Origin of the sequence: Denitrificimonas caeni DSM 24390 (genome assembly GCF_000421765.1) — a bacterium.
GTDB classification, from domain to species: domain Bacteria; phylum Pseudomonadota; class Gammaproteobacteria; order Pseudomonadales; family Pseudomonadaceae; genus Denitrificimonas; species Denitrificimonas caeni.
In genome coordinates this window covers 177915-190609 of the sequence record NZ_ATXQ01000001.1, presented here as the reverse complement: position 1 = coordinate 190609, position 12695 = coordinate 177915, and the positions used below count along the sequence as shown (strand labels likewise).

The 12695-nt window shown below is 48.1% G+C and carries 9 protein-coding genes; 7 read left to right on the top strand and 2 right to left on the bottom strand.

Going from position 1 to position 12695, the window contains the following annotated elements; genetic code table 11:
- The 3 genes from H591_RS0100840 (at position 1) to ccoM (ending at position 777) form a co-directional block, all read left to right on the top strand.
- Complete coding sequence (locus H591_RS0100840) at positions 1-300, top strand: hypothetical protein (protein WP_022965047.1); 300 nt, start codon at positions 1-3, stop codon at positions 298-300.
- A 45-nt stretch (positions 301-345) separates the two neighbouring features.
- A complete protein-coding gene (locus H591_RS16040; RefSeq protein WP_022965046.1) occupies positions 346-516 on the top strand; it encodes a hypothetical protein in 171 nt (56 codons plus the stop codon).
- 144 nt (positions 517-660) lie between these two features.
- Positions 661-777 carry a cytochrome c oxidase subunit CcoM gene (gene ccoM / locus H591_RS16250; protein WP_022965045.1) on the top strand — a complete coding sequence of 39 codons (117 nt, stop codon included), beginning with the start codon at positions 661-663 and terminating at the stop codon, positions 775-777.
- Positions 778-935: 158 nt separating this feature from the next.
- Here the strand turns inward: ccoM and H591_RS0100825 are convergent, their stop codons facing one another.
- Positions 936-4400: a PAS domain-containing hybrid sensor histidine kinase/response regulator gene (locus H591_RS0100825; RefSeq protein WP_028244082.1), complete on the bottom strand. Its 3465-nt coding sequence runs from the start codon at positions 4398-4400 to the stop codon at positions 936-938.
- 281 nt (positions 4401-4681) lie between these two features.
- Here H591_RS0100825 and pbpC point away from each other — a divergent pair, with 281 nt between their 5' ends.
- Together pbpC and H591_RS0100815 are read left to right on the top strand one after the other, a co-directional pair.
- The gene (pbpC, locus tag H591_RS0100820; RefSeq protein ID WP_022965043.1) at positions 4682-7009 is read left to right on the top strand and encodes a peptidoglycan glycosyltransferase PbpC; all 2328 of its coding nucleotides are present in this window, start codon (positions 4682-4684) and stop codon (positions 7007-7009) included.
- A 119-nt stretch (positions 7010-7128) separates the two neighbouring features.
- On the top strand, positions 7129-9126 hold the full coding sequence (locus tag H591_RS0100815) for a peptidase U32 family protein (RefSeq protein ID WP_022965042.1): 1998 nt from the start codon (positions 7129-7131) through the stop codon (positions 9124-9126).
- A 172-nt stretch (positions 9127-9298) separates the two neighbouring features.
- Here H591_RS0100815 and H591_RS14560 read toward each other — a convergent pair whose 3' ends face one another.
- Positions 9299-9619, bottom strand: coding sequence for an excalibur calcium-binding domain-containing protein (locus H591_RS14560; protein ID WP_022965041.1), 321 nt, complete (start codon positions 9617-9619; stop codon positions 9299-9301).
- A gap of 212 nt (positions 9620-9831) precedes the next feature.
- On the opposite strand from H591_RS14560, the gene H591_RS0100805 reads away from it, so the two are divergent.
- Positions 9832-11139 carry a nucleotide sugar dehydrogenase gene (locus H591_RS0100805; RefSeq protein ID WP_022965040.1) on the top strand — a complete coding sequence of 436 codons (1308 nt, stop codon included), beginning with the start codon at positions 9832-9834 and terminating at the stop codon, positions 11137-11139.
- A gap of 8 nt (positions 11140-11147) precedes the next feature.
- The gene (locus H591_RS0100800) at positions 11148-12635 is read left to right on the top strand and encodes a Fic family protein (protein ID WP_022965039.1); all 1488 of its coding nucleotides are present in this window, start codon (positions 11148-11150) and stop codon (positions 12633-12635) included.
- Positions 12636-12695: the final 60 nt, after the last annotated feature.

The following is a 12695-nucleotide window of genomic DNA, read 5'->3' as shown; positions in this document are numbered from 1 at the left end:
ATGCTTCCCCCTATTCCGCAAGGTTTACACCCAGTAACGTCACAGCATGATGTGGAAAAGCCTAAGCCGGCTATTGCCCCAGTGTTGCCTGTGCAAGAAAATGCAAAAAGTGCAGAGTTGGGTCTTGAAAAGGAAGAGCTATCTGCCGCACAAGAACGAGCCAGAGAAGAGCAACGTAAACGTCAGCAACGGCAGCAGAGTGGTGAAGAGCAAGAGACTGATGTCGATGATGCAGATCGTCAGTATGACAAAAGTGGTGAGCTATCGCGCCAAGGCGTCTGGGTTGATGTGAAAGTCTGATCAGGTAAGCTAGCTATATGCATCAAGATAACAATAGGCTGAGATATGAGTGATGAGAACGTAGAAAATATTGTTGATTTCTCGGGTGAGCGTGTACGCCGAGTGCACGACCAAAATGAAAAGCGCTTGCAGACGGTACGGGCTGCTTTTACTAAAGCTCTGTCTTTAACTAGTGCCAAGTCTAATTCTAAAAAGAAATCGAAGAAAAAACGTTAATTCAGAACGGCGAGAAGAATAGCTGTGTTACTAATGAGTAAGCTTACACAGAGAGAGAATCTATTGACCTCTATCAATGTGGCTTAGGTGGTTGTGGCGTATCTTTAAATCAAGTTAATTTTGAAAAGCGTTAAGGAGATTGCAATGTTTATGGATGTAGTCGTATTCGCAGGCATCGGGACAGTCGCCCTTATGGTCGCTTTCTTCTTTGGTCTTTATTATTTCGTTAGAAAAGAAGAGCAAAAACGCAACTCGAACTGATCTTTTCTAACTCTGAAGCACGCAAGGCAATTCGGGCAACTTAGGTTGCCCTTTTTTTTGCCTGTCATTTGGCTAGGCCTCGACTGGAGTTGGAGTGCGATGCTGCACTGGATGAGTACGCTTCGTTACGAAAAAATCTATGACTCCAGCAAACAGTGTCACCTATTTGGTAAGTAACTATTAATTAAAGCGCGTAGGGCTGCTGGCTTAACTGGTTTGGCTAAGAAACTTAAACCTGCCGCGTGTACTTGGCTTATGAGTTCGGGGCGTGCATCTGCGCTGATTACAATCCCAGGCAGCGACGCGTTGCCCTGTTTGTGTAACCAGCCCATAAGAGCAATTCCGGTATCACCTGCATCTAAGTGAAAGTCCACTAAAGCAATATCTGGCACTAAGCCTTCAGCAAGAGCGGTGCTGCACTCGCTGCGATTACTCGCGGTTAATACCTGGCAACCCCAGCGAGTGAGCAGGCTGTGCATGCCTGCCAGAATGCTGTTCTCATTATCCACGCAGAGTATGCATAAGCCTGCTAATGGCTGTATTTGGGTGTTGCTGATAGCAACTGGCGCTGCAGTAGCTAAAGCGCCGCGATACAAAGGGACGGTGATACTAAATACGCTGCCTTTTTCCAGCCAAGAGCGTACTTCAATTTTATGACCAAGCACTTTGCTTAAACCATCGGCAATGGCTAAGCCTAGACCAAGACCTTTTTCTTCGCGAGTCTGGTGGCTGTCTAAACGTTTAAACTCTTCAAAGATGAATTGCAGTTTATCTTCAGGTATTCCTTGTCCGCGATCCCAAACGTCAATACGTACGTTATTGGATTGGCGACGCACGCCAAGTAGCACACTGCCGTTGGCATATCGAAAAGCATTAGTAAGAAAGTTTTGCACGATACGGCGTAAAAGTTTTGGATCGCTAACAATATTTAATGAAGTGCTGCGTAAACGAAAATCAATGCCTTGCTGTTCCGCTAGGGCCGTAAATTCGGCTCCTAATGCCTCGAGCCAAGCCCCTAAGGCAAACGGTTTACAGTGCGGGGTAATGCGTCCGCTTTCTAGACGTGAAATATCCAGTAAGTCACTGATCAGGTCTTCTGCTGAGCGTAAAGAGCTATCAAGATTTTTGACCAGGTCTTGCGCATCTTCAGGCAACGCTTCTTGATGAGAGAGTGCCGCTGAAAATAGACGGGCAGCATTGAGTGGCTGCATTAAATCGTGGCTTACCGCTGCTAAAAAACGAGTTTTCGACTGGTTCGCGCTTTCCGCCACATGCTTAGCATCGCTGAGTGCAACGTTGAGCTGTGAGAGTTCGTAGGTACGCTCGCTGACGCGGTGCTCAAGGCTTTCATTGGCTTCTTTTAGCGCCTTTTCTGCTTCACGGAACGCGGTAATATCGGTGAAACTCATCACGAAACCGCCGCCGGGCATTGGATTCCCAATCAGCTCAATGACGCGGCCGTTAGGAAACAGGCGTTCGGAGGTATGAGCATTACCTTGACGCATCCAGTGCAAACGTTTGCTAACGTGTGTTTCAACATCACCCGGGCCACATAAACCATGGTCAGCGTTATGACGAATAATGTCAGCAATCGGTCGACCGACTTGAATCAAATCATCAGGGTAGTTGAACAGTTTTAAGTAGCGGCTATTCCACGCAACCAAACGCAATGAGCGATCAACCACGCTAATACCTTGGGTGATATTCTCAATAGCACCTTGCAGTAAAGTACGGTTGAACTGTAAAACCTCAGAGGCCTCACCAACGATACGCACGACATCTTCAACGTACATTTCGCGGCCTTCGATCGCCGCTTTCACAACTACGCGAGTTGAAGAGGCACCTAAAACACCAGTGAGAAGACGCTCGGTATGAGCAATCCATTCGCTATTGGCTGTTTCAGCAGGATTAAAATCGAGCCCTTTTTTATAAGCAAAACGAATAAAGCTTTGCTTGGCACGGCTTTCACCAACAAAACGACCCGATAGCGTTAATAAGTCACTGATTTGCACTGTTAAGGTTTGACGGTTGCCAACATGCAGACCGATAAAACGGTTAGCTTGCCAGTGCTCTGAAACGCGTGTTCTTGAAAAAAGTGACACAAGGGCGAAGAGTATGAAGTTGCCGCTGAGAGAGAGTGTGACACCAAGGGTGAGTGGGTCGATGGGTAAACCAAGCGGCTGATTAGCTAGCCATGTTAAGCCCGGGAAAGCATCCAGTGACCAGCCAGCGCTGACAGCAATTACCGGCAATACTAGTGTATACAGCCATAAAATTGATCCAGCGGTTAAACCGGCAAATACACCTTGGCGATTGGCTGGTTTCCAAATCAATGCGCCAATCATCGCAGGTGCCAACTGGGTCAGTGCGGCAAAGGCAATTTGGCCAATGGTGGCGAGACTGGTGTTGGCACCTAGGAGTCGATAGCTGGTATAGGCGAGCAGTAAAATAATAATGATGCTGAGCCTACGAGCGGTAAGCATCCAATAACGAAAGGCTTCAAAGGGGCGTTCGGTGTTGCGTGACTGCAATAAAAAAGGCAATAAAATATGATTGGAAATCATGATTGAGAGTGTTACTGCAGCGACAATTACCATGCCGGTTGCTGCTGATGCGCCACCAATAAAAGCCATAATCGCTAAGGTTGGATTGCCTTCAGCTAAAGGCAGACTGATTACAAATGAATCTGGCACCACTGACAAAGGTAAGCGCAATTGTCCGGCAAGTGCGATGGGTATGACGAAAACCGCCACTATTAAAAGGTATAAAGGGAAAACCCAGCGTGCCACGCGTAAATCGTTGTAATCATTATTCTCAACGACAGTGACGTGAAACTGTCTGGGCAAGGTGTAAATCGCCATCATGGCTACGCACGTTTGTACCAGTATTGCCGGCCAGTTGGTGGCTTCATTCCAGTAAGCTTCAAGCTTGGGCGCTTCTTTGGCTTGCAACCATAAATCACCCACACCGTTATAAAGTCCATAAATTACAAACAAGCCCACAGCCACAAATGCCATAAGCTTGATTAGAGATTCGAAAGCGATTGCCAGCATTAAACCACGGTGATGCTCAGTGACATCAAGATTACGCGTACCAAATAAAATGGAGAATAGTGCCAGTGCTACAGTTACTATTAAAGCAGTATCTTGAGCATGGATGCCGGTTGAATTGGCTGAAACGCCGGTCAATAAGTTAACGCCTAACACAATGCCTTTTAGCTGTAAGGCGATATAAGGTAAAACACCGACCACTGCAATCAGGGTGACGACAATGGCTAAACGTTGCGATTTTCCATAACGTGCGGCAATAAAGTCAGCAATTGAGGTGATGTTTTCTTGCTTACTGATGATGACCATTTTTTTCAGCACCCAAGGTGCAAAGGTCAGTAATAATATTGGGCCGATATAAATAGGTAAAAACGACCAAATTTGTTCTGCAGCTTGGCCAACTGAACCAAAAAATGTCCAACTGCTGCAATATACTGCCAGTGACAAGCTGTATACCGTTGAGCGCATGCGCGGGCTCATGGGTGTAGTGCGGCGGTCACCATAAAAAGCGATGGCAAATAAAATTGCCATATAAACGAGCGCAACGAGTGCAATAAGCCCTGTGGAAACAGACATTAAGATGACCTGGAACATGAAAAGATACGCTCAGTTTAGGCAACTCCGCTGAGATAAGATAGCGAATGTACTTCTTCGAATCTGCGACGTTTGTCGATAAATTGCGCTAAGTTTCCGAGGGTAAATATTTTATTTATTAAGTTTTATCGGCCTGTAATGAACTGTTTAGGTAAGTTTCTAATACAGGTTTAGCAGCGCCATAGTAGGGCTGAGTTTATTTTTGCTACGCGCTGGCTGGAGATGTTTTGAATTGGGCAATATCACTGGAACTTCTAGGTAATATGTTGAGTAAGCGCTGGTTACACCGAGCAGCCTTGAGTGTGCTGCTTTTTTGCGCATTACTGTGGCTGGCAGATGTGCTCGATCCTTTACCCTTACCCAAAGACGATATGGCGCGAGTGGTGTTGGCGCAGGATGGCACGCCGCTGTGGCGTTTTGCCGATCATAATGGCGTCTGGCGTTATCCAATCCGCATTGATCAAGTCTCGCCGTATTACCTTGAGGCGTTGCTCGGTTATGAAGATCGCTGGTTTTATCAGCATCCTGGGATTAATCCTTTATCCATTGCCCGCGCTGCTTGGCAAAATCTCAGCGGTGGCCGCGTGGTCTCCGGTGGTAGCACCTTGTCGATGCAAGTCGCACGCTTGCTCGATCCGCACCCTCGTACCTTGCGTGGCAAACTGCGGCAAGTCTGGCGTACGGCACAATTGGAATGGCATTTATCCAAAGATGAGATCCTAACGCTGTACCTGAATCGCGCACCTTTTGGTGGCACCTTAGAGGGTGTGGCGGCGGCCAGTTGGGCGTATTTGGGTAAATCACCAAAAAACCTCAGTCGTGCAGAAGCGGCTTTGCTCGCCGTATTACCACAAGCACCGAGCCGTTTACGCCCGGATCGTCACCCTGAGCGAGCCCAAGCGGCGCGCGATAAAATCCTCCAGCGTTTACAGCAGTTTGAGGTGTGGCCGCAGGCGGCGATTGCCGATGCATTGCAAGAGCGGGTGTGGTTAGCTCCGCGTGATGAGCCTTCTTTAGCACCTTTGCTGGCGCGGCGTTTAAATACAGCAAAAAGCTCTGCAGTGATTGAAACCACCTTGGATGCCAGCTTGCAGCGTCGTTTAGAGGAGATGTTGCTCGGCTGGCGTGCGCGTTTACCTGAGCGCACTTCGGCGGCGATTATCGTTGTTGAACACGAAACTATGGCGGTGCAGGCGTATTTAGGCTCGTTAGATATTCAAGATGCGCAGCGCTTCGGTCATGTCGATATGATTCAAGCGGTGCGCTCGCCGGGCTCAACTTTAAAACCCTTTTTATATGGGCTGGCGTTGGATGAAGGCTTAATTCATTCTGAGTCTTTACTGCAAGATGTACCGCGGCATGCCGGTGATTACCGTCCGGGTAATTTCTCCCAAGGCTTTAGTGGGCCGGTGGCTGCCAGTCAGGCGTTATCGCGTTCGCTGAATTTGCCGGTGGTGCAGTTACTGGAAGTGTACGGTCCAAAACGTTTTGCCGGCGAGTTACGTAACTCTGGTGTGCCGCTGTTGTTACCCAGAGGTGCGCAGCCGAATTTGGCGTTGATTCTCGGTGGTGTTGGCACGCGTTTAGAGGATGTGGTCAGTGGCTTTAGTGCCTTTGCACGGCAGGGTAAAGTGGCACAGTTGCGTTTTCAGCCGCAGCAAGCCTTACAAGAAAAACCATTGATGTCCGCTGGAGCCGCTTGGATTGTGCGGCGCATTTTATCCGGCCAACGCCGTCCTGATATCGATCCGCGCGCGCAGTTAGTCGAGCGTGCGCCGTTAGCTTGGAAAACCGGCACCAGTTATGGTTTTCGCGATGCTTGGGCGGTGGGTGTGAGTTCGCGCTATTTAATTGGTGTGTGGATTGGCCGACCTGATGGTACGCCGGTGCCTGGGCAGTTTGGTTTAGCCTCGGCGACGCCGTTACTGCTACAAGTACATGATGTGCTGAATCATCGTGATCGGCAAAACGCTAAGCCTGTGCTGCCTGATCCGCAGCCGGCTAGCGTTGGCGTTGCCGCTATTTGCTGGCCGTTAGGTCAGGTATTACCGCGCAGTGATGATAATTGTCGGCGCTTGCGTTTCGCCTGGACACTCAATGGCACAGTTCCACCGACCTTAACCATGGGTGAGCCCTTTAGCAGTGAGTTGCAGCCGCTGATTTGGCTGAATAAAAAAGGATTACGGGTGGACAAAGATTGCCCAGGTGCACAAGCGCAGCGCGTGGCCTTGTGGCCGGCGGCGTTAGAACCATGGTTACCTTTGGCAGAGCAGCGCCGTACACGTTTAGCAGCGATTGATCCCAGTTGTCCGCCATCTGTCGCGATGCACAGTGAGCCGATTCAGATTGTCGGCGTCAGTTCGGGTGATCGTTTACAAAAAGCCGGCGCGCAGCACTCTGAGCTGAGTCTGCGTTTCTCCAGCTTAGGTGGCAGCGCTAAACAGTGGTGGTATCTCAATGGCCGACCTTTGCTTAGCACACAGGGTGGCGAGGGTTTTGATCACGTATTTCGCAAAAGCGGTATCTATCAACTCAGCGTGCTCGATGAAGCGGGACAAACCGGCTCGGTGCAGTTTTCGGTGGTCGACTGATGGTCTGCTGTCTGGCGCGCCCCTGTGGTAAACTGCGCGCACTTATTGTGTCGCTGCGTCTCGATTGCTGAATCGCGCGGCGTTGTGTCCTGTCTTTTAATAGCTGAATTTTGAAAACTATGTCCCTACCTGTACACCACCTTGAACTGCTCAGCCCCGCCCGCGATGCGATTATTGCCAAAGAGGCCATTTTGCACGGCGCGGATGCGGTGTATATCGGTGGGCCAAGTTTTGGCGCGCGGCATAACGCTAGTAATAGCCTGAGCGATATTGCCGAGCTAGTCGAGTTCGCTCATCTGTTCCATGCCAAGGTGTTTGTTACGATCAACACCATTTTGCATGATGATGAGCTGGAGCCTGCGCAGCAATTGATTTGTCAGTTGTATGAAGCAGGTGTCGATGCGGTGATTGTGCAAGATTTAGGTGTGATGGAGATGGATCTGCCGCCGATTGAGCTGCATGCCAGTACCCAGACTGATATTCGTACCCTAGAAAAAGCCAAGTTTCTCTCACAAGCCGGTTTTTCTCAGCTGGTGTTAGCACGCGAGCTGAATCTGCAAGAAATCCGCGAAATCAGCCAGAATGTTGATTCAGCCATTGAGTTCTTTATTCACGGCGCACTCTGTGTCGCGTTTTCTGGTCAGTGCAATATTTCTCACGCACAAACTGGTCGTAGCGCCAACCGTGGTGACTGCTCACAAGCCTGTCGTTTGCCGTACACCTTAAAAGACGATGAAGGCCGCGTGGTGGCTTACGATAAGCATTTGCTGTCGATGAAAGACAATAACCAAAGCGCCAATCTGCGTGATTTGGTTGATGCTGGCGTGCGTTCCTTTAAGATTGAAGGGCGCTACAAAGACATGACCTATGTGAAAAACATCACCGCCTATTACCGTCAGCAGCTGGATGAAATCTTGTTAGAACGCCCAGAGCTGGCGCGTTCATCCAGTGGTTTTACCGAGCACTTTTTCGCCCCTGATCCAGATAAAACTTTCCACCGTGGCAGCACGGATTACTTTGTCAGTGATCGAAAAATTGATATCGGTGCTTTTGATTCGCCGAAGTTTATTGGTTTGCCAGTTGGCGAGATTCTTGGCATTGGTCGAAATGATATCAGCGTGCAAACCACTGAGCCTCTAGCCAATGGCGATGGTTTAAACGTGTTATACAAGCGTGAAGTGATCGGTTTTCGTGCCAATACCGTGCAGCAAGTCTGCGAGTATGAGCAAGACGGCCAGATGATTCGTCAGTACCGCGTGGTGCCTAATGACATGCGCGCTGAACTCAAAGAGCTGCGCCCGCCGTATCAGCTCAATCGCAATATGGATCACAACTGGCAGCAAGCCCTACAAAAGAAATCCTCTGAGCGTCGTGTATTAGTGGATTGGCAAGTGCAATTGGATGAGCACCAGCTGAGGCTTACCGCGACCAGTGAAGAAGGCGTGAGCGTCACTGTGCAGCAAACAGAGCCTTTTACTGTTGCAGATGATGCTAAGCAGGCGATTGCGCAAATCAAAGACACCCTGAGTAAGTTGGGTACGACGATTTATCATGCGCAGAAAATTAATGTGCAAGCCGAGCAAGCTTGGTTTGTGCCTAATTCGCAACTGAAAGCCTTGCGCCGTGATGCCATTGCTGCGTTGACTGAAGCGCGTGTGGCTGCGCATCCGAAAGGTTTCCGCAAAGCTGTCAGTGATCCGCCGCCGGTCTACCCAGAATCGCATCTGACCTTTTTGGCCAACGTTTACAACGAAAAAGCCCGTGCCTTTTATCACCGTTTCGGCGTGCAGCTGATTGATGCAGCCTATGAAGCTCACGAAGAGGCCGGTGATGTGCCGGTGATGATCACCAAACACTGCTTACGTTTCTCGTTTAACTTGTGTCCAAAACAAGCCAAAGGCGTGACCGGTGTGCGCACTAAAGTCAGCGATATGCAGTTGATTCATGGTGATGAAGTGCTCACCCTGAAGTTTGATTGCAAACCGTGTGAAATGCACATCATCGGCAAAATGAAAGGCCATATTCTCAATATGCCGCAGCTGGGCAGCGCAGAGTTTAACGCTGGTATCGTCGGTCATATCACCCCGGAAGATCTGCTGAAAACCATTAAGCGTTAAGTCTTAGTATCTTCAGCGGTGTTTGCCGTCTGTCTTGTATGAGTTGGCCATGTGGGAAACCCCCGCATGGCTGCAGGAAAATGTGACAACCGGGAATTTCTAACTCAGTATAAAACCGTACTCATCCGCAAATTCGCATCAGCCGAAAACTTCAATAAATCCCTATTCTGCATCACCGCCCAAACTGCCGCTCACACGGAATACCATCGCCATCACCGTCCATTTTAGTGTTGGGGCAATTGCGTAAAAAGAACACCGCTTCATCATAGGAGCTCATTTGCGAACAATGTTGCCTGCCATCACAGCGATAGGTTGCTGCAGGAGCGCTTGCAGTTGAATGTGGCGCAAATGTTAAAGGTGCGGCGGGCGATTTTGATGGCGTCGAAGCATTAGTAATCACAGGGCTGTTCGATTTTTGCACAAAGTCAGGCCAGCCGTTTTTATTCACATACCAGCCGCCAGCGATGATTAGGATAAAGATGATTTTTTTCATGGGTACGTTCCTTCGCGTCTATCTAAGCCAGTCTGATTTTTAAGAAGTTGCGGATACTAAGTCATCTGTAAATTTAAAAACAGCAGGTAAGACCAAATACACTCGGCAGTAGGCTAATTAATTGATACGTTTTGTGCCTTGTGGCAAAACTCATGGGCTGTTATCTGGCATTATGCTTTGGTTATTCAAAATGTCATTGGGTTGAGCAGCTTATGAGCGGTTTGCGTGTATTAAAAGAACGAATTGCCTCAGGCTCTGTGGTCGTTGGTATTTATGGGTTGGGTTATGTCGGCTTGCCGCTTGCTTTGCGTTTTAGCGAGGTCGGTATCAAGGTTATTGGCTTTGATATAGATGTATCAAAAGTCGACAGCTTGAATAATGGTAAAAGCTACATTGAGCGTCTACAGATAGAAGAGATTGTTGCAGCGCAAAACAACGGCTTCGAAGCAACAAGCGATTTCTCACGCACGCAGGATGTGGATGCTCTCATTATTTGTGTTCCAACACCTCTTAATGTCTATCGTGAACCCGATTTAAGCTATGTCGAAAAAACCTTAGCGTCTATCTTGCCTTACTTTAAAGAAGGGCAATTATTAAGCTTAGAAAGCACAACCTGGCCTGGCACTACTGAAGAAGTGCTAGCGCCGGCTTTAAATAATCAAGGATTTATACCTGGTGAAAATTGCGCGCTGGTCTTTTCACCCGAGCGTGAGGATCCTGGTAACACAAAATACAGCACCAAAGATATTCCAAAAGTAATTGGCGGCATGACACCCAGCTGCCTTGAACTGGGCACTCAGCTTTACAAACATGCAATCAACCAAATGGTTCCCGTCAGTACCCCACGTGCTGCAGAAATGACTAAGCTGCTGGAAAATATTCATCGCGCCGTCAACATCGGTTTAGTCAATGAAATGAAAATTGTTGCCGATAAAATGGGCATTAATATCCATGAAGTCATCGAAGCTGCAGCCACCAAACCGTTTGGCTTTGTGGCCTACAAGCCGGGACCCGGCTTGGGCGGGCATTGCATTCCTATTGATCCGTTTTACCTCACTTGGAAAGCGCGCGAATACGGTATTAATACTCGCTTTATCGAATTGGCCGGTGAAATTAACCACTACATGCCGCGCTGGGTCGTACAAAAGGTTACTGATGCGCTAAACGAAAAAGAAAAGGCCATTAAAGGAAGTAAGATTCTGATTTTAGGCTTGAGCTACAAGAAAAACATTGATGACACCCGCGAATCTCCTGCAGTGGAAATCATGTCTTTGCTCGAAGAGAAGGGCGCACAGATTGCTTATTCAGATCCACACGTGCCTGTTTTTCCAAGGAAAAGGGATTACTTTTTTGAGCTTAAATCAGTTGAGCTGACTCAAGCCAACATCGAGCAATACGACTGCATTATTATCGCTACTGACCATGATGCCTTTAACTATGATGTGCTGCTCAAACACAGCCAGCTTATCGTTGATACCCGTGGCCGATTTCAGGGACACAGTAAAGTGGTATCCGCTTAGGAGAGCACATGGACGCTCAAGAGCTACAACACATTCTCGCTAATGGCGAAGACAGCAAGCATCAGTTCAAGCGTGAAGTCACACGCATTGAAAGCCTCGCCGCAGAGCTTGCTGCTTTTGCTAACTGTGGCGGTGGGCGTGTGTTTATTGGTGTTGAAGACGATGGACAAGTCTGCGCTCTTACTCCGGAGCAAGTACGGCAATTTAATCAACAACTGAGCAATGCCGCGACCAATAATGTGCGCCCGCCGATTCATCCCCGTACTGAAAATATCGCCACAGACAAAGGTACTGTTATTGTTGTTACTGTGCCAGACGGCCTTAATAAACCTTATATGGATTTACAGGGTCGTGTCTGGGTCAAAAACGGTTCAGACAAACGCCACGTCACTTCGCGTGAAGAAATGCAGCGCATGTTTTTAAATGCCGGCTTAATTCAAGCAGACACCTTAGCGATACCAGACAGCACCTTAAGCGATATAGATAACAAAGCCTTTGCTGAGTACTTTCATAAACGTTATGGCTATGAATGTACACCTGAACAGCTACCTGTGGCACTTATAAATATGGGGTTAGCAAAAGATACTCAAATGACCGTCGCAGGTACCTTGTTCTTTGCTAAACAACCCCAGCGTTGGTTGCCTGTGTGTATGATTAAAGCCGTCGCTTTTTATGGCACATCAATTGCCGATGTTCATTATCAGGACAGTGAAGATATTTACGGCACCTTAATTGAGCAGTATCAGCGTGCATTCTCTTTTATTAAGCGCAATCTGCACCATGTTCAAAATGATCGAGGGTTTAACACCTTAGGCGAGTTGGAAATACCGGCCATTGCTATTGAAGAGCTGCTGGTAAACGCCTTAATGCATCGTGATTATTTTGATAGTGCCTCGATTCGAGTATTGGTGTTTCGTGACCGCATTGAAATTATTAGCCCAGGACACCTACCTGACAACATAAGTATCGAAGAAATAAAACAAGGCAAAACTAAACGACGTAATCCTGTGCTGAGTGAGCATGCAGCACACCTGCTACCTTTTCGTGGTTTAGGCAGCGGTATTCATCGTGCGCTGGCAGCGTGGCCACATATAGAGCTGCAAGATCACAAAAATGGCAATGAATTCAAAGCGATTTTGACAAGACCAGAGCCTGAAACACAAGTAATTGCGCCCGTTGGCATTGGTGCTGGTGAAACAGTCATAGGTCAAGTCATGCCTTCAATAACCGACCCAGTAACCGACCCAGTAACCGACCCAGTTCTGCGACTTTTGCAAACGCTTATTGGTGAGCCTAAGGCGCCAAGTGCGATGCAAGCCGATTTGGGCTTAAAACATAGACCAACTTTTAGAGCTAATTATGTATATCCAGCCCTAGAAGCCGATCTAATTGAAATGACCATCCCCGACAAACCCAACAGCAGCCTACAAAAGTATCGCTTAACCGCACAAGGCAAAGCCGTGGTGCAAGCTCAGCAAAATGAAGGTAAAAGTTAATGAGTCAGCAACGTGTTCTTATAATCACTCGAAATCTTTCACAGCTATATAGCTTCATAC